Source organism: Mesorhizobium sp. ISC25 (assembly GCF_042295465.1).
Lineage (GTDB): Bacteria > Pseudomonadota > Alphaproteobacteria > Rhizobiales > Rhizobiaceae > Mesorhizobium.
Genome location: NZ_CP135441.1, coordinates 3,817,634 through 3,835,492 on the forward strand (window position 1 = coordinate 3,817,634; position 17,859 = coordinate 3,835,492).

Annotated in this window: 17 protein-coding genes and 1 pseudogene; 10 read left to right on the top strand and 8 right to left on the bottom strand. The window is 61.6% G+C overall.

Annotation, left to right across the window (positions count from 1 at the left end):
* Nucleotides 1-3: 3 nt before the first annotated feature.
* From RQ479_RS18900 to RQ479_RS18925, 6 genes are all read right to left on the bottom strand, one after another.
* Nucleotides 4-1,305 carry a nitrate/nitrite transporter gene (locus RQ479_RS18900; protein ID WP_376702183.1) on the bottom strand — a complete coding sequence of 434 codons (1,302 nt, stop codon included), beginning with the start codon at nucleotides 1,303-1,305 and terminating at the stop codon, nucleotides 4-6.
* A 546-nt stretch (nucleotides 1,306-1,851) separates the two neighbouring features.
* Nucleotides 1,852-2,649 (bottom strand): ABC transporter ATP-binding protein, encoded by a 798-nt coding sequence (locus RQ479_RS18905; protein WP_292664312.1) that lies wholly within the window; start codon nucleotides 2,647-2,649, stop codon nucleotides 1,852-1,854.
* A gap of 10 nt (nucleotides 2,650-2,659) precedes the next feature.
* Nucleotides 2,660-3,556, bottom strand: a complete 897-nt coding sequence (gene ntrB, locus RQ479_RS18910) for a nitrate ABC transporter permease (RefSeq protein ID WP_376702184.1) — start codon at nucleotides 3,554-3,556, stop codon at nucleotides 2,660-2,662.
* Between the two features lie 75 nt (nucleotides 3,557-3,631).
* Entirely contained in the window at nucleotides 3,632-4,948 is a 1,317-nt protein-coding gene (locus RQ479_RS18915; protein WP_376702185.1) for a CmpA/NrtA family ABC transporter substrate-binding protein, read from the bottom strand.
* Nucleotides 4,949-5,300: 352 nt separating this feature from the next.
* Nucleotides 5,301-6,539 carry a CmpA/NrtA family ABC transporter substrate-binding protein gene (locus RQ479_RS18920; protein ID WP_376702186.1) on the bottom strand — a complete coding sequence of 413 codons (1,239 nt, stop codon included), beginning with the start codon at nucleotides 6,537-6,539 and terminating at the stop codon, nucleotides 5,301-5,303.
* A gap of 2 nt (nucleotides 6,540-6,541) precedes the next feature.
* A complete protein-coding gene (locus tag RQ479_RS18925; protein WP_376702187.1) occupies nucleotides 6,542-7,141 on the bottom strand; it encodes an ANTAR domain-containing response regulator in 600 nt (199 codons plus the stop codon).
* A 26-nt stretch (nucleotides 7,142-7,167) separates the two neighbouring features.
* Between RQ479_RS18925 and RQ479_RS18930 the strand changes: the two genes are divergently transcribed.
* The 9 genes from RQ479_RS18930 (at nucleotide 7,168) to RQ479_RS18970 (ending at nucleotide 14,503) form a co-directional block, all read left to right on the top strand.
* Entirely contained in the window at nucleotides 7,168-7,707 is a 540-nt protein-coding gene (locus RQ479_RS18930; RefSeq protein WP_376702188.1) for a hypothetical protein, read from the top strand.
* Nucleotides 7,708-8,219: 512 nt separating this feature from the next.
* Nucleotides 8,220-8,738 (top strand): hypothetical protein, encoded by a 519-nt coding sequence (locus tag RQ479_RS18935; protein WP_376702189.1) that lies wholly within the window; start codon nucleotides 8,220-8,222, stop codon nucleotides 8,736-8,738.
* A 140-nt stretch (nucleotides 8,739-8,878) separates the two neighbouring features.
* Nucleotides 8,879-9,550, top strand: a complete 672-nt coding sequence (locus RQ479_RS18940) for a hypothetical protein (protein WP_376702190.1) — start codon at nucleotides 8,879-8,881, stop codon at nucleotides 9,548-9,550.
* Nucleotides 9,547-10,404 carry a hypothetical protein gene (locus tag RQ479_RS18945; protein ID WP_376702191.1) on the top strand — a complete coding sequence of 286 codons (858 nt, stop codon included), beginning with the start codon at nucleotides 9,547-9,549 and terminating at the stop codon, nucleotides 10,402-10,404. Before RQ479_RS18940 ends, RQ479_RS18945 begins: the two co-directional genes overlap by 4 nt.
* Before the next feature lie 58 nt (nucleotides 10,405-10,462).
* Nucleotides 10,463-11,407, top strand: a complete 945-nt coding sequence (locus RQ479_RS18950; protein WP_376702192.1) for a hypothetical protein — start codon at nucleotides 10,463-10,465, stop codon at nucleotides 11,405-11,407.
* A gap of 419 nt (nucleotides 11,408-11,826) precedes the next feature.
* Nucleotides 11,827-12,180, top strand: coding sequence for a transposase (locus RQ479_RS18955; protein ID WP_376702193.1), 354 nt, complete (start codon nucleotides 11,827-11,829; stop codon nucleotides 12,178-12,180).
* On the top strand, nucleotides 12,177-12,524 hold the full coding sequence (gene tnpB, locus RQ479_RS18960; RefSeq protein WP_376702194.1) for an IS66 family insertion sequence element accessory protein TnpB: 348 nt from the start codon (nucleotides 12,177-12,179) through the stop codon (nucleotides 12,522-12,524). The genes RQ479_RS18955 and tnpB overlap by 4 nt, the downstream gene beginning before the upstream one ends.
* Before the next feature lie 66 nt (nucleotides 12,525-12,590).
* Nucleotides 12,591-14,267, top strand: a complete 1,677-nt coding sequence (locus RQ479_RS18965) for an IS66 family transposase (RefSeq protein ID WP_376702195.1) — start codon at nucleotides 12,591-12,593, stop codon at nucleotides 14,265-14,267.
* Nucleotides 14,268-14,269: 2 nt separating this feature from the next.
* Nucleotides 14,270-14,503 carry a hypothetical protein gene (locus RQ479_RS18970; RefSeq protein ID WP_376702196.1) on the top strand — a complete coding sequence of 78 codons (234 nt, stop codon included), beginning with the start codon at nucleotides 14,270-14,272 and terminating at the stop codon, nucleotides 14,501-14,503.
* Between the two features lie 546 nt (nucleotides 14,504-15,049).
* Here RQ479_RS18970 and RQ479_RS18975 read toward each other — a convergent pair.
* Both RQ479_RS18975 and RQ479_RS18980 read right to left on the bottom strand, forming a co-directional pair.
* Nucleotides 15,050-15,568 (bottom strand): annotated as a pseudogene (locus RQ479_RS18975) (ATP-binding protein); the annotation flags it as partial.
* Between the two features lie 268 nt (nucleotides 15,569-15,836).
* Nucleotides 15,837-15,971, bottom strand: a complete 135-nt coding sequence (locus RQ479_RS18980; RefSeq protein ID WP_352721520.1) for a hypothetical protein — start codon at nucleotides 15,969-15,971, stop codon at nucleotides 15,837-15,839.
* Between the two features lie 279 nt (nucleotides 15,972-16,250).
* On the opposite strand from RQ479_RS18980, the gene RQ479_RS18985 reads away from it, so the two are divergent.
* Nucleotides 16,251-17,837: a serine hydrolase gene (locus RQ479_RS18985; RefSeq protein WP_376702197.1), complete on the top strand. Its 1,587-nt coding sequence runs from the start codon at nucleotides 16,251-16,253 to the stop codon at nucleotides 17,835-17,837.
* The last annotated feature ends 22 nt before the right edge of the window (nucleotides 17,838-17,859 follow it).

Genomic DNA, 17,859 nt, shown 5'->3' on the forward strand with positions numbered 1-17,859 from the left:
GTCTCACTCAGCCGCGTAGGAAAGGCCTGAAGCTTCGTCAGACGCCGTGCGCTCCATCCGCCGGATGGAAAAATGCATCCAGGCAAAGCAGGTGGCGACGATGACGAAGAGCAGCATGAAGCAGCTCGACCAGACGCCGGTGAGGTCGTTGAGCGCGCCGAAGACGATTGGCAGGATAAAGCCGCCGAGCCCGCCAATCATGCCGACAACGCCGCCGACCGCGCCGACACTCTGCGGATAGTAAGCCGGGATGTGCTTGTAGACGGCAGCCTTGCCAAGGCTCATGAAGAAGCCGAGCACACAGACAACGGCTATGAAGGCGAGCGGGCCGACCTCGAAATGGAAGGCGATCGGCCCGCTGACACCGCGCACGACGTAGTCTGCCGAGGGGAGAGACAGAACGAGAGTCGCGGCGGCACTGACAGCGAAGGTCCAGTAGAGCACGGTGCGGGCGCCGATCCGGTCGGAAAGCACGCCGCCATAGGCGCGGAAAATACTTGCCGGAATTGAATAGGCCGCGCCGATCATGCCGGCGGTCGCAAGCCCGAAGCCGTAGACGCCGATCAGGTAGCGGGGCAGCCACAGCGACAGCGCCACGAATGCACCGAAGGCGAAGAAATAATAGAAGGCGAAACGCCAGACCTGCAGGTTCTTGAGCGGCGCGAATTCCTGCAAGAAGCTTCCCGCGGGTGCAGCCTTGCCGGCGCGACGCTCGCGAATGACCGGATCGTCGCCGGTCGTGAACCAGAAGACGGCGGCCATGACAACGAGTGCTGCCGCCCAGATCAGCGCGACCGACTGCCAGCCCCAGGAGAGAAGCACGAACGGTGCCAGGAACTTGGTGACCGCGGCGCCGACATTGCCGACACCGAAAATGCCAAGCGCCGTACCCTGCTTGCCGGCCGGGAAGAAGCGCGAGACATAGGCGACACCGACGGCGAAGGAACCGCCGGCGAGCCCAACGCCTAGCGCAGCGACCAGCATCTGCCCGTAGGTGTGCGCAAAAGCGAGCAGGAAAGTCGCGACCGCCGCCGCAAGCATGGTAGCGGTGTATACCAGCCGTCCGCCAAAACGGTCGGTCCAGACACCGAGCACCATACGCACGAGCGAGCCGGTGAGGATCGGCGTGCCGACGAGCAGGCCGAACTCCGTCTCGTTCAGGCCCAGCTCCTGCTTTATGCGCACGCCGATGATTGAAAAGATCGTCCACACCGCGAAGCAGACGGTGAAGGCGATGGTGGACATGGCAAGCGCCTGCCGGGGAGCACTGTCCTGGCTGGGCGCTGCTGGGAGATTTGCGGTCATTTTCTGGCTCCGGTTTGCGGCGTGGGAGGCACCGCCCTTGTCTGTTCGTTCGCGACTGTCAGCGGCGCGGCGCCGCGGTCAGCGCGCTGACGGCCAGAAAATCGCGGCGTGTGAAGTCCGCGAGGGACGCGCCAGTTCCGATCCGTTTCGTCATCGTCGTCTCCGGGTGGGCGCCGCTTGGGACCAGCGCCGTCGATTGCGTCAAAACAAAAAAGCCGCCGGCCAGGTCTTCGCGTCCAGAGTTCCGGGAGCGCGTGTGGACCTGAGCGGCAGCTTTGCCTGTGGCGCCCGCCATTGGACGCCGTGTCACTTGGCCCTTGCGGACCCACATTTTGAAAAGCAGGAAGCGTGCCAATTCGACAGCGCTCTGAATTATCGAATGAAACCAATGTGAACCGCAGCCGCGCGACTTTTGACCAAGCTCGGCAGCGGATCAAAGATTAGTCAGAATGCCTTGCACGGCAGCATAATATTTGTGCAATGCGGTAGATTGCCCGTTGCCGATGCAGATTGCCAATGATGATGACGAGTTTTCAGGTTATTGCCTTACTCCGCGGCTTCGACGAAGCGGTGGCGTTCGTAGAGGAATTTCAGCACCGCCTCGCGGCAGCGCAGGAAGGTGCGGTCGGAGGAAAGCTCGATGCGCCGGCGCGGCCGGGCCAGCGGCACGGCAAGAACCTCGCCGATAGTGGCCGCCGGGCCGTTGGTCATCATGACGATGCGATCGGACAACAGCACCGCCTCGTCGACATCGTGGGTGATCATGATCGTCGTCGAGCCGAGCCTCGAATGGATATCCATCACCGCGTCCTGAAGATGGGCGCGCGTCAGCGCGTCGAGCGCGCCGAAGGGTTCGTCGAGCAGCAGGATCTTCGGCTCCATGGCCAGCGCCCGGGCAATGCCGACGCGCTGCTTCATGCCGCCCGATATCTCGGCCGGACGTTTGTCCTTGGCATGCGCCATCTGCACGAGATCGAGATTGCGCATGATCCAGTCATGCCGCTCGGCCCGGCTCTTGCTCCGGCCAAAGACCTTCGTGACTGCCAAATTGATGTTTTCGTAAACGGTCAGCCATGGCAGCAGGCTGTGGTTCTGGAACACCACGGCGCGTTCGGGGCCGGGGCTGTCGACTTCCTTGTCTTCGAGCAGAACCGCGCCGGCCGAGACCTTGGTCAGGCCGGCGATCAGGTTGAGCAAGGTCGACTTGCCGCAGCCCGAATGGCCGATGATCGAGACGAATTCGCCCTTGTCGATGGTCAGGCGGATGTCCTTCAGGACGTCGCTGACCTGGGTGCCGCGGGCGAAGGATTTGTCGATGTGGTCGAGCTTCAGATAGGCCGTCATGGTGCCCTCCTCACTTTGCCGTTGTGCCGCGGGTGACGAAGGCGCCGACCGCCGCGACCAGGCGGTCGAGGCAGAAGCCGGTGACGCCGATATAGGCGAGCGCGACGATGATGTCGGGCAGCCGCGACGAGTTCCACGCGTCCCAGATGAAGAAGCCGATGCCGACGCCGCCGGTCAGCATTTCGGCGGCGACGATGGCCAGCCACGACAGGCCGATGCCGATCCGCAATCCAGTGAAGATGTAAGGCGCGGCCGCCGGCACCATGATCTTCACGAAGAAATCGAACTGGTTGAGCCGGAGGATACGGGCGACGTTGCGGTAGTCCTCGGGGATGTTGCGGACACCGACCGCGGTGTTGATGATGATGGGCCAGATCGAGGTGATGAAGATGACGAAGATCGCCGACGGGCTGGAATCGCGGAACGCCGCCAGCGACAGCGGCAGCCAGGCGAGCGGCGGCACCGTACGCAGGATCTGGAAGACCGGATCGAGGCCGCGCATCGCCCAGATCGACTGGCCGACGAGGGCGCCGAGCGCCACGCCGACGATCGCCGCAAGGCCGAAGCCCATGGCGACGCGCTGCAGCGACATCAGCACCCGCCAGGCGAGCCCGATATCCTGCGGGCCGTTGTCGAAGAACGGATGGGCGATCAGGTCATAGGCCTCGTTCCACACCTGGCTTGGCGGTGGCAGGCTGGCTGTGGGCGACGAACAGGCGACCTGCCAGACGACGAGCATGATGGTGATGACAATGACCGGCGGCACCAGCGTGCTTGCCAGCTTGGCGGCGATCGCGGCCGGGTCGAAGCGGCGCCGCGCCCTGGCTGTGAAAGCGATGACCTCGGCGGGCTTGGCCGGCGCGGGGAACGGCTTCACCTTGCTGTCCTCGATGGCTTGGATAGACATTTTTTCGAAAAACTCCTTGGCAGCACGTGCAAGGCAGGCGGCGCTGCCACCGCCTGCCCCGCATCTATGTCAGGCTCAGGCCGACACCTTGATCTTCAGGCTGTCGAGATAGGCGGACGGGTTCTCCGGATCGAAGATTTTGCCGTCGAAGAAGGTTTCGGGGCCGCGCGATGACGAGGCCGGGATATCGGCCGCGGCGACACCAAGATCCTTGGCCGCCTCGCGCCACAGATCCTCGCGATTGACCTGCGCAACCAACGCCTTGATGTCGGTGGTCGGCGCGAACTTGCCCCAGCGGATATTCTCGGCGAGGAACCAGCTGTCGTGGCTCTTGAAGGGATAGGACACGCCGCCCTGCCAGAACTTCATGTAGAGATCGGTTCCGTTGGCGACGCGGCCATTGCCGTAGTTGATGTCGCCCTTGAGGCGGCCGATGATGTCGGCGGTCGGCACGTTCATCCATTGCCGCTTGCCGATGATGGCGGCCATCTCGTCCTTGTTTTCTTTTGCTTCGCACCATTGCTGGGCTTCCATGACAGCCATCAGGATCGCCTTGGTGGCGTTCGGGTATTTGTCGATGAAGGCGGCGCGCAGGCCGAGCGCCTTTTCCGGATGGCCCTTCCACAGTTCGCCCGTGGTGGCGGCGGTGAAGCCGACGCCCTGATGGACGAGCTGCTCGTTCCACGGCTCGCCGACGCAGAACACGTCCATGTTGCCGACCTTCATGTTGGCGACCATCTGCGGTGGCGGCACGACGATGGTCGAGACGTCCTTGTCGGGATCGATGCCGCCGGCGGCCAGCCAGTAGCGCAGCCAAAGATCGTGCGTGCCGCCCGGGAAGGTCATGGCGGCCTTGACCTTCTTGCCCGACGCCTTCTTGGCGGCGAAGGCGTCCTTCAGCTTGGAGGCGTCGCGGCCGACGCCGGTGCCGGCATATTCCTGGGCGACAGAAATGCCCTGGCAGTCGTAGTTGAGCCGGGCCACGATCGCCATCGGCAGCGGCTGGTTGTTCTGCGTCACCTTGCCGGTGTGCATCAGATAAGGCATCGGCGTCAGGATATGGGCGCCGTCAATGCCGTTGGCTTCGCCGCCGAGCACCAGATTGTCGCGCGTTGCCCCCCAGGAGGCCTGCTTGAGCACCTCGACATCGGGCATGCCGAATTTCTCGAACAGGCCTTTTTCCTTGGCAATCATCAGCGGCGCCGCATCAGTCAATGCGATGAAGCCGAGCTTGGCACCGGTGACTTCCGGTACGGCGGGTGCCGCATAGGCGCCGGAGGGCAGCAGCGCACGCGCCGCGGCCAGCGTTGCCGCGGTGGCCGCGCTGATCCTCAGGAAATCGCGGCGGCTGATCGCCGTTTGGGCGGAATAGCTCTTGATGCGTTTCGTCATCGTCATCTCCGGTTGGGCGCGGCTTGGGATCGGCGCCGTCGATTGCGTGAAAACAAAAAAGCCGCCGGCCAGGCCTCGCGCGTCCGTCCATCCGGGATCGCGTGTTGACCTGAGCGGCAGCTTTGCCTGTAGCGCCCGCCATTGGACGCGCATTCCGTGACTCCGAGAAGAGTCTGCCTATTACAAGGCAGGAACCGTGCCAGTTTCGGAATGGACGGCAAACATCAATGAGATCAACGACATGCCACAATCTTCGGCGCCCCGGCCCGCCGGGCGAGCAAGCCAAAGATTGTTCATTAGCGCATTTGCACGCACATTTTTTGTGCAGTGCACAAGAATGGCGCGGAAATGATCAGGCTTCGGCGCGCGCCAATTTCTGGCCGGCAATGTAGGCGTCGATCTCGTCGGGATCGAAGATCTGACCATCGAAGAAACCGTCCGGGCCAAGAACCAGGCTGGCACCAGCCGAGCCGACCGGCGTGGCAACGGTAAGCGCTCCCTCGACCTTGGCATTGGCACCCGGCAGAGCGACGCCGAGCGGCTTCAGCGCCGCGCGATAGAGGTCGGGCCTATAGGTCTCGCGTGCCAGCGCCATATTGGCGGCGCTGTGCTTGACCTGCCCCCAGCGCACCATCTGCGTGTAGAACCACAGCGCATGGCTCTTCCACGGGAAGTTCGCCGCCTTGTCGAAGGGCAGAAAGAAGTCGCCGACGCTGAGTTCGGCGCCGCCGCCGAGCGCAAGATGGCCGCTGAGGATCGGCATCTGCAGCGCCGGCGCAAGGCCAAGGAAGGCCGGCTGCGCCATCAGGGCCGCGAGTTCTCCGCGGTTTGCCGGATCCTGGCACCAGCGCGCCGCATGATGCAGCGCGCGCAGCAGGGCCGAAAGCGCGTCCGGCTGTTTTTCGGCCCATGCCTTGCGCACGCCGACGACTTTCTCCGGGCTGGTCTTCCAGATGGCCGCCTTGACCGTGGCGATGCGGCCGGTGCCGGCGACGACCGCAGCACTGTTCCAGGGTTCGCCGACGCAGTAGCCGTCGATCCTGCCGGCGGCGAGCGCGTCGGCCATGAAGGGGGGCGGCACGATGACGATTTCGATTTCATGCGACGGGTCGATGCCGCAGGCGGCGAGCCAGTAGCGCAGTTCGTAATTGTGCCCGGAGTGCGGATGGACGACGGCGAAGCGAAGCGGATCGCCGCCGGCATTCGCCCGTTCGCGGATCAGCGCCCCCAACGCCCTGCCGGCCCGCGCCGGATCGAGGTCGGGTCGGGCGCCGTGCGCGGCCATGCCCGCCCAGACGGCGTTCGAAACCGTGACACAATTGCCGCCGAGGCCGAGCGAGAACGGCACTACCGTGTCGGAGGCGAGCGGCGTCAGCCCGAGATTGCAGGCGATCGGCATCGGCCCCAGCATATGCGCGAGATCGAAATGGCCGATAGCGATGCGGTCGCGGATGTTGGCCCAGGACGTTTCCCGGTTGAGCGTCAGATCGACGCCTTCGCGCAGGGCGAAGCCGATTTCCTTCGCTGCGACAAGGACAGCGCTGTCGAAGAGCGGCATGAAGCCAGCATTGATCCGGTGCTCGGCGGCCATCGTCAACTCTCCTCGGGATCCAGAAGGCCTGCCGCCGTCACCAGGCTCTGGGCGATTTCGGCGATCTTGCGGTTCTGGTTCATGGCGGTCTTGCGCAGCAGCGTATAGGCCGCGTCCTCCGACAGGCCACGCGACTTCATCAGTATGCCCTTGGCACGATCGATCACCTTGCGGCTTTCCAATTCGCAGCGGGCCTCTTCCAGTTCGCGCGCCATGCGCGAAAACGCGTTGAAGCGGCTGATCGCCATGTCGAGGATCGGCTTGACCCGCTCCTGGCGCAGCCCATCGACGACATAGGCCGACACCCCGGCTTCCACCGCGGCTTCGATCGACGCCTGGTCCGAGCGGTCGACGAACATGGCGATCGGCCGCTTCACCACGCGCGAAAGCTGGAACATGTTTTCGAGCATGTCGCGGTTGGGATTTTCGAGATCGATGACGATCACGTCGGGTTCGATCTCGGCGATCCGCCGCGCTATGCCGGTGACGTCGTGGATAACCGTGACCTGCTGATGACCGGCCTCCCGCAGTCCCGCTTCGATTATCGAAGCACGGATGTGGTTTTCATCGATCACCAGGACAGTGAGGGATTTGCGGATCATGCCCGCATTTTGCGCAGGTGAGACGATTGTGCAATGCGGCATGGCGAGATTTATGGAAACGAAGCCGCGCGCCGACGGAGGAACTGGATGCGACAGCCAGCGTCGCGGGCGGGGACAACGAACGGGCAACGCGCCTGTCCGGCGTCCGCTACTGGCAGGTGATCACCGCACTCTACGCCATCTCGAGCCTACTCGCCGACACTGCTCTACATCGGCCTGATCAAGGCGCTGTCGCTCGCCGCTGGTGCTGCCTTCGGCGGCAGCCGCGTGATCGGCGGCACCTCGATCTCCGGCGACCGCGGCGGCTACACCGGCACATCATCGGCGCGCTGATCCTCACCGTGCTGACGATGCTGCTGATTATTTTGCAGATGCCGGAAGGGGTACGGCGGATTTTGTTTGGGCTGATCGTGCTGTTTGTGACGGCGGCGTATTTGCGGATGGAGGAGAGGCGGTCCGCTTTCGGGGGCGAATTCGACAGAAAGCGGTCTCGTTCCGCTCACAAAAACCCATGTCTGCTGTACAACATTGTTCGATTCTACCCAAACACGGAAGCTGACGGATGACTAAGCTTCGCAATGGCATTGTGTTGTAACGCCACTAATTGGAGCTGACTTGCTTGCCTCATTCTGCCAAGAAGCACGCTGTGGATGTTGCACGTAGGGGAAGCAGGTGCCAACGGTTTCGCAGTCTTTTCAGCCGCCGCTCTACTGGCAGCAGTTTGAAGATCTCGCGCATGGAATGCTAGGCGAGGTCTATAACATTCCCGACGCGCAGCAGTTCGGCCGTCCTGGCCAGGCGCAACATGGGGTCGATGTCTATGGGCGCTCGAAGCGCTATGGAATGATCGGTGTTCAGTGTAAGCGCCTCGCCGACCTCGATTCAAAGGGCAACCCATATCCGGGCGGCCCGATTAGCCGGAAGTTCCTGCGCGATGCGGCAAAGGAAGCACTCTTATTCAAGCCCCAGCTTTCGCTATGGATCCTAGCGACCCACTGCCAGGCGCGACACTGCGGTCCAAGGTTGGACCAACGAGCTCAACGAGGATTGGGAAGACGAAGGGCGTAATCGTCGCGCAGTGGTCTGGACCTGGGACGAGTGCGTCGCCTATCTCAATAGCTTTCCCGAGTTGCAGCGCTGGTACTATCACGACGTCATCAAGGTCCGCGGCGCTGAAGATCTCGACGAAGTGATCCTGAGCACGATTGCCATGGCCTTCTCGAGGCCGGCCTTTGAGGTGCCACTTCATTGCGAAAGCCCGGAGGAGTTTCTCAATGCATTGTCAGACACACAACGCGCTGTACGCACAGGCGAACTTCTCGACCGTGAAAGTCGACACGTGATACGCAAGGCCGTGGGAGGCTGGCGCGAACTCAATGATCTCGACTCTCGAGATGGCCTCAGGCGCGTCGATAGGCATCTCCGAGAATTGCGCGCGCAAGTCGAGCAAGGGCGTAAGGACGAGCGAATTCGTCATGTGAACGGCTTCCTCGACTTCGGCGATCCGGCCCTTGCTAGCCATCTTGACGACCTGCGCAGCCGGTGCGTCCGAGATCTCAACAAAGTGCTTACTCGGGCAGGTTTGCCGTCAGTCTGAGCGAGGGTGATCGGCGCCGCGCAGGCGCGGGAACGTCCTGTAGCCGGCACGGTCATTTGGGCCGGCAAACAAGTACGACTGACCTTTTTATATTGGTTGCGCAAGTTGCCGCGCGGAGCTGTGGTTATCCCGGAGGAATAATGCTTACCCCGCTGCAGATCCGGACAACTCGTTGCCTCGACGGTTTGCACTACTCGTTCGAGCTATTGACCTATTTTCACCAAAGTCTTCACTCGATCTGCAGCAAAATCCCAGAGGGAACTTCGAACGTGGTTCCGGCTCTGGCCCATTGTTGGGGCTTTGTGGACACGCTGCATCGGATCAGATCGATCGTTCTTGCGCTGCCGACGCTTAGTCAAAAGGGAGCTGAGATAAGAGCCTTTTTAAAGGCCACGGACCTTGCCGAGACTTTCCGCCATTACATTCAGCATCTCAGTAGCGAACTTTCGAAAGCTCCACACACGTTCCCGGTTTGGGGCTCTATTGCATGGGTGGACGAGTATGATGATCAGAAGTCGCATGTGGCCCTTTTCGGGGCAATGATGGGTGACACCACCTTTGCCGGATGCGTGTACGACCGATTAAACAAAGCGTGGGTTAGCAAAGTCTGCCTCACTGTAGCCCAACACTCCTTCAATTTCGATCCGATTTTCGAGGCCTCCGTAAGGTTCAGAGACTTTGTGGTGCCATTCATTGTTGATGGCGGCGCCACACCTATCGAACTGCTGGACAAGCCCCCAATCTTCACGATGAGAGTGCTACACTCGCCAGAGGAGCAGCCAAACGACGAAAAGGACCCTGGCCAACAATGATCTGGCTTCGATCTCACATCGAAAAAATTAAAAGTCTCGTTGAAGCAAACACAGTCGCGAGCCTAACCTATGCTGCCTTGGAGTGTCGCTTAGCAATCGAACTAGTCTGTTACGATCGGCTAAAGGTAGCTCACGATTATATTTCGCACGACGATCTAAAAAAATGGCAGCCAAAGGATGTCGTCAAAAAACTCATCCAGGACGTTGATGCCAACATTGCCAGCACTTTCACGCTTTCCATTTCAACAAGGCCGGCCGACGAAACCGCCGATGAAATGACGCAAGCAGACTTCGATAGGTACGATTACGTCCCTGTAGGCACGCAGATCGGTTTTGATGCCAATAAGATCGGCAAATTATGGAATGCACTCTCGTCTTTTTTACACGTCACAGCTCCGCGCTCGGCGAGACATAGTGTTGAAGCTTACGGGAACCCTGAGGCCATAGGGCGCAAGATCTCAGAGGCTATCGACGAACTTGAGCGACTTGCCTCAGGAACCCTTATATCAAGCGGTGTTGGTGAGACCGTAAATTTCGAGTGCAATTGCGGAACGTTTAACAAGCGTCGCGCAGCTCTTCTTAAATCCGGTCAGACAATTAATTGCATCAATCCAGAGTGCACCGAACGGTGGGATGCTGTCTTCGAGGACGACAGCATTAATTTCCAGCGCCGCACCATCGCCGTCAATTGCAGACGTTGCGGCCATCCCACTGGCATTGCAGAGCGTCCCGCGCTTGAGCTACCTCTTAATACGATGGCATATTTCATATGCGAACAGACCGCTTGCCAAGAGAAGAACCCGGTGATGTGGCGCCTAATGCAGGGTGCACCAGACAATGCGCCACAGAAGTAGCAGCAAATGGGCCTCAATTGTGTTGTTATCTTCGCCGTGCGAAGTTGGAGCTTAGTTATTGACCTTTCCGAAGGCCGGGCGTGCCGCTAAGGTTCCCATCTTCGAGAAGATGGGGTCTTGGGAGTGGGTCTTGAGGATTAACATCGCATACGCGCCGCTATTGCAACGGCGAATACTTCAATATGCTGCTCTATCTTTCCTGTTCGCCAGTTCCCTCCCTGCTTTCGCAGAGGACTGGTGCGTGGGAAAGGATGCTGTGCCGATTAATGATGGTCACTACCAGTTCTCTGTTGAAAGCTGGGTTAGGGCCAGGGCCAATGCTTTCATGTATGGTCGCTGCATCAAGGTGCTCGATCCCACCACAAAGCTGCGCAACCATTGGGAGGGCGTTCTTCCCCAGGCCATAGCCACAAAGGATCGGCCCACCACGGGCGGGCAGGACTACATCGACAAAGCTAGCGAGAACGGCGTTGCGAAGCTTCACTACGGGAACTCCGACGACAGCTTTGATGCGATCTATAAGCGACATAAAAGCGAGCCGAACGGGACAACGCCTGAGAAGAGGGAAACGACCTATCGGGAGAAGATCTCAACCGCAATCAGGTCGGCTGGGTCGTTTGTTTTGGAGAGTATCTATTCGTTTTCGGCCCCACTCGTTTATGGGGATGACGAGAGCGTCGCGGACATCGACCTCCTATTCAAGTCTTCCTTCGACGGCCAAACCTTCACCTACAGCCTCAGCTACTCCAAGCAAGCATTGTCGCCGCAGTACGCGGAGACCGGTCTCTCTGTTCAATTCAAAGGGGAAGAAATCTCTCGACTGGAGAAGCTTGCCGACACTCAGTGGTCCCTGTCGAGAGGCAAAGACGAGTTGTCCTTCCAAGCGACGGCGAAGATCGCCGATCAAGCTGATTTTATAGACCACGAGATGACACTGCTTGATCAAGACGGCCGTCCCATCGCGACTGTGCCGATCTCTTACATGCTGCCAGCAGAGAATTGAAATGGCCTCGCCTCTTGATGCTCTCAAGTACGGGCAGAGCTATCTAGCGACGCTGCCACCGCTGATCGCACCGTGGTTCGGTCCATTTAAAGAATTGGGTTGGATCAATTCAGAATGGTCGCCAACTATAGACGGTGTCGCGAGCGTCGTAGTAGCCCTTTACCTTCTCTATCTAAGTGGACGCGGCTTCTTCGAAAGAGACAGGAGCCTGTTTGGATCATCATTCAAATGGGCCGTCGCACTCACTTCGCTCCTAGCTCTATTTTGCTATCTGATGAAGCACTACCTAATCTATCTTTTCGACCCTGATTGGCTGTTTCTTGGGTACGCCTCCGGCGAAGGCCGCCTTGCGGGAGGATGGCACGGTAGCGAGGCTGCGCTCTTAAGGTCGTCCTTACGAGCGTAGTTAGCAGCACAGCATGAGCCATGTGACGTTATTGACCGGGCCGGAGCGGCGGCGCCGTTGGAGTGAAGCGGATCAGTGCCGGATACTGGCCGCGGCATTCGCGCCCGGGGCCACGGTGGCGGCGGTGGCGCGTCAGTACGATGTCGCGACCAGCCTGATCTACAAGTGGCGCCGCACGATGAGAGCCCGCGAGACGGGCTTTGCCGAAGTTGTCGTGGCTCCCGACGAGCCTGTCGCCGTTTCGCGGCCGGCGGCATCCCCAGCGGTGATCGAGCTGGAGGTCGCCGGCAAGGTGCGGCTGCGGATTCCGCTGACCACGCCGCCGACACTGGCGGCGGCGATGGTGAAGGCGCTGGGCGTTTCATGATCCCGGTCCCGAGCCAGGTGCGGATCTGGTTGGCGGTCGGCCGGACCGATATGCGTCGTGGGATGCAAGGCCTCGCTCTGCAGGTTCAGGAGACGTTGGGCCGGGATCCGCATGCCGGCGATATTTATGTCTTCCGCGGCCGCAGCGGCAATCTGATCAAGATTATCTGGCATGATGGGCTCGGCATGTCGCTGTATGCAAAACGGCTCGAGAAGGGCCGGTTTCTATGGCCGTCGCCGGCGGACGGCATGGTTTCCATATCGCCGGCGCAGCTCGCCTACATGCTCGACGGGATCGATTGGCGCAACCCGGTTCACACCTTCCGCCCGCAGCGCGCGGGCTGAGTTTTTCTTTGAGTTTGCGCCATTTTCCGCGAGTCAGCGGACGCGTTTTATGATTCACTCCAGGGCATGGTTGCCACCGCCCAGGATGCTGTTCCGGACGATATCGGCGCGCTGAGAGCAGCGCTGACCGCGGCGCTGGCCAGAGCCGAAGACGAGGCTGCGCGCGCTGCGCTGGTCGAGGCCGAACTGGCGGTCGCCAGGGCCAAGGCATCGGATGATGCGGCGCTGATCGCGCATCAGCATCTGACGATCCGCAAGCTGCAGCGGGCGCTGCATGGTCAGAGTTCTGAACGCTCAGCCCGCCTGCACGATCAGATGGAGCTCACCTTCGAGGAACTCGAGAGCACCGCGACGCAAGACGAGATCGCCGCCGAACAGGCCGCGGCCCGGACCACCGAGGTGGCGCCTTATGTGCGCAAACGACCGGCGCGCCAGCCATTTCCCGAGCATCTGCCGCGCGAACGCGTGGTCGAGCCGGCGCCGACCGCTTGCCATTGCTGCGGCGGTCATCGGCTGCGCAAGCTGGGTGAGGATATCACCGAGACGCTGGAGGTGGTGCCGCGGCAATGGAAGGTGATCCAGCACGTGCGGGAGAAGTTCACCTGCCGCGACTGCGAGACGATCAGCCAGGCTCCGGCGCCGTTCCACGCCACCCCGCGCGGCTGGGCCGGTCCCGGCCTGCTGGCGATGATCCTGTTCGAGAAGTTCGGCCAGCATCAGCCGCTCAACCGCCAGGCCGAACGCTATGCCCGCGAAGGTGTGCCGCTCAGCCTGTCGACGCTCGCCGATCAGGTCGGCGCCGGCGCCGCGGCGCTGATGCCGCTGTTCAAGCGGCTCGAAGCCCATGTGCTGGCCGCTTCACGTCTGCACGGCGACGACACGACGGTGCCGGTCCTGGCCAAGGGCAAGACCGATACCGGCCGATTATGGACCTATGTGCGCGATGACCGACCGTTCGGCGGCGCCGATCCGCCGGCGGCAGTGTTCTACTATTCCCGCGATCGTCGAGGCGAACATCCCGCGGCGCATCTCGCCGGCTGGAGCGGCATTCTGCAGGCCGATGCCTTTGGCGGTTATGGCGATCTCTATGCGACGGGTCGTCAGCCGGCGCCTGTTCTGGAAGCCAGCTGCTGGGCCCACAGCCGGCGCAAAGTGTTTGAGCTGGCCGATGTCGAAGCGGCGGCGCGCAAGAAGGCGCACGGCGAGAAGCCCAACCTGGTCTATCCGCTAGCGGTTGAAGCCGTGAAGCGCATGGATGCCCTGTTCGATATCGAGCGCGCGATCAACGGCCTGTCGCCGGCCCAACGCCACGCCGGGCGCCAAGAGCGGAGCGCGCCGCTGGTCACCGAGCTCGAGCGCTGGATGATCGAGACGCGCGACAAGCTCTCGCGCGGGCACGACCTGACCAAGGCGTTCAACTACATGCTGCGCCGCTGGTCATCCTTCACCCGGTTCCTCGAGGATGGGCGGATCTGCCTATCCAACAATGCTGCCGAGCGAGCCCTGCGCGGCATCGCTCTCGGCAGAAAGTCCTGGCTGTTCTGCGGTTCCGATCGCGGCGGACAGCGCGCGGCCGTTCTCTACAGCCTGATCGTCAGCGCCAAGATGAACGATATCGACCCGCAGGCCTGGCTCGCCGACGTCCTCGCCCGACTGCCCGCCTATCCGGCCCATCGGATCGATGATTTGCTGCCGTGGAATTGGAGATCCGCAAAATTGCGGACCCAACCAGCGGCGGCCTGATCATGCAGCGCAATAAGGTGCATCACGTCTACACCGTCGAACGTGTCGCCAGGGACCTCGGCGTCAGCGAAGCGCTCATCCAGGAACTGACCCTCGGTCTCGAGCCCGAGGACGGCGTCATCTGGGTGTACGGCGCCAACGATGACGACGAGATCTTGGCCTTCACCGATGAAGGCTTCGAGGAGGTCAAACTCCTCCTCGAAGAATATCATCGCGTCTCCCCATCGAAAGCTTGACCCAGCACTCCGGTGCTCAGGTCCTCATGGCCACCAGATACGGACGTCTGCGGTCTTCACCGGATGGGTACTTTCTTGGCAACATTCCTTGGGCCGTAGCCTATGTCGCTATGTTCGTCGCGTTGTTGCACGCGCTCCTTTCAGGGCTGTTTTATCGCAAGTTTTGATGCGTGTTGCGCCCCTGTAGCGGGACCGATCTCCACCACCGATCCCATCGAACCAGCCAAAGTAGCGATCTAATCGCGGCACGGAATGACTGTTTGGTGTTGCACCGCGACCTCCAGCGTACTCACCAACGATGTCTGCTTTCAGGCAACGCGATGCTTACTTCAACTTCCAACATTGGGCGCAAAGCAGACTTCACCGGCCTGATCCAGCGGCGCTTTCTTGGTGCGCGCACCCGCCCCCCTCACCCCACCGCGCTCCCCTGCTCCGCCTCGTCCGCATTCGGATCGCCCGGCGCAGTCGCCCAGGCCAGCTCCACCAGCGTCACCGTCCGCCTTCCGACCCCGTCAAGCTGGCAGACGATCAGCCCCTGCTCCTCGAGCGGCGCTGCGGCCGGACGGTTTCGGGCGGCGGGGCCGCCAGGATGATGGCGCGGGCATCCTCCAATGCCGATTCCGGCAGCGGCATCAGGCGCGGGGTCGCGTTGCGCGGACTTGTATCGGTCGGGCCGATGCGCAAGCCGAGCGGACGGCGCGACAGCGCCGGGCCGAGCGCCATGAACTGCCCGCGCTCGAGGTCGCGAAAAGCCTCGGCCTGGCGCCGCTCCATGCCGAGAAGGTCGGCCGCGCGCGCCATGTCGATATCAAGAAAGGTCCGGCCCATGAGGAAATTGGACGCCTCGGCGGCGACATTCTTGGCAAGCTTGGCCAGCCGCTGGGTGGCGATGATGCCGGCCAGCCCGCGCTTGCGGCCACGGCACATCAAATCGGTCATGGCGCCGAGCGAGAGCTTGCGCGCCTCGTCCGAAACCTCGCCGGCAACCGCCGGCGCGAACAGCTGCGCCTCGTCCACCACCACCAGCATCGGGTACCAGTGGTCGCGGGCGACCTCGAACAGCCCCGCCTAGTGCGAGCACGTTCTCAAATCTGTGCACAACTTGTACAATTGGTCGAGCGCTGCGAAGCTTGGTATCGACGGTTTAATACTGCGGAGGCCGAGGGCGAGGTGAAAGCGGCTAACTTTGCCCGCCTCAGCTACAAGGAGAATCTAGAACTCATCGTGGCAATGGGACAACGCACAAAACCTTATGCGGGCACGGTCAGATCTCTGATTAAGCAAGAAGTAGCAGCAGGGCGGGAGTGGCTTGGTGCAATAGTTTGGATCTGAATCAGGCGTTCGTCCCGAAAGCGGAAGGGCAGCTTTCGGCCCACTTGCCGCAAGCAAGATCGGTCAAGACGAAGCGTCCCGGCCCCTTGACCATCAGGACCCCATGCAGCAGGCCGTAGACCTCGCGATGGGCCATGTAATTGGCTTTCGATGACTTTCTGGTTGGCCGCCAGCCCGTTGGCGAACAACTCCTGATTGGATGCCGCCCGGGCTTGGAATGTTGACGTTCTCCCGCCGTCCAATTGCCGCCCGCGTAGGTAACGCGGATACTTCACCAGGTCCCGAAATCACATGACGCGCAGCCGCCGTCTCTGTCTGATCTTTGGAACTTAAACATATCGGTAGAAAATAGCCGTAACCATCTTTCATCTTGCCGCGTATGGTCCGATCATCGGTGCAAGTTTGAGGACATGCAATGAAGAAAGTCGCTGCTCTCCTGGTACTTTCTCTCGTTACCATGCTGCCCGCCATGGCAGCCGCGCAGTCCTACGTGCCGGAGCTTGGGCCATCGCCGCCGCAGGATGCTATGCAGCTGTATCCCGACGGCGTCGAGAAGGCGGTGGCCGCCCTGCCGGACATCGTCAAGAAAGTCGCGGACGCATCCAACGTTCCCGGCTTCGCCGTGGCGGTGGTGCATGGCGGCAAGATGATCTTTGACGAAGGCTATGGCCTTCGCGACAACCGGGACGACACCTCTAAGGTCAGCAGCACCACCATCTTCCAGGTCGCCTCGGTGTCGAAGTCGATCTCGGCCACGGTGGCCGCCATCGCCATGACGAAGGACCACAGCTTCGACTGGGATACCCCGGTCGGCAAGATCTGGGATGGCTTCCGCCTCAATCTCGACTATGTCTCGGGCAACGCCACCATCGGCGATTTCTTCGCCCATCGCTCGGGCTTGCCGATGGCGGCGGGCGACGAGCTCGAGGATCTCGGCTTCCAACGCAAGCAGATCGTCGGCAGCCTATGGATGGTGCCGCTCGATCTCTTCCGCATCTCCTATCACTACGCCAACTTCGGCACGACGATCGGCGCCGAGGCGGTGGCCCATGCCGAGAAACAGCCTTGGGAGCCGCTGGCCAAGAGCCTGCTGTTCGATCCGCTAGGCATGCGTTCGAGCAGCTACCTGCACAAGGACTTCATTGCCGCCGGCAACGACCGCGCCCTGTTGCATGCGCGCGTGGCGGACAATGTCTTCAAGCCGCTCTACGACCGCGATCCCGACCAGCAGGCGCCGGCGGGCGGCGTCTCCTCCAGCGCCCAGGATCTTGCCAAGTGGATGATCCTGCTGCTTGCCGACGGCGCGTATAACGGCCAGCCCATGATCGACCCGAAGATCCTGCAGCCGGCCATCACACCGCAGATCGTGACCTACCGCGGCGAGACGCCCGATACGCGGGCCAGCTCCTATGGCTATGGCTTCAATGTGGGGGTGAACGCCAATGGCCGCACCACCATGGGCCATTCCGGCGCCTTCCTGCTCGGCGCCGGCACCACCTTCCAGGTCTTGCCCTCGGCCGATGTCGGTATCGTCGTGCTCACCAACGGCTCCCCCGTCGGCGCCGCCGAGGCGGTCGCCGCCAGCTTTATGGACATCGTGCAATATGGCCAGGTGACCCGCGACTGGTATCCCTACATCAAGCCGCGGTTCATGGGCTACTACAAGCCAGTGGGCGACCTCGCCGGCAAGGACAAGCCGACGAACCCCGCCAAGGCGCGCAGTCCATCCTTCTACGCCGGCGAATATACGAGCAACTATTTCGACACCGCCAACGTGCTGGCTGATGGCGAAAAGCTGGTGCTCGAACTCGGCCCCAAGCCCATGCGATTCACGCTCGAACACTGGGACGGCGACACCTATGCCCTCACCCCCCGCGGCGAGAACGCGCCGATCGGCTCGCTGTCATCGGTGACGTTCGTCGGTTCCCCCGGCAGCATTCACGCGCGGGTGATGACGGTGGACTATCTGAATGAGAACGGGTTGGGGCATTTTCAGAGGTAGGGGTGGAGGCGTCGGGTGCTCA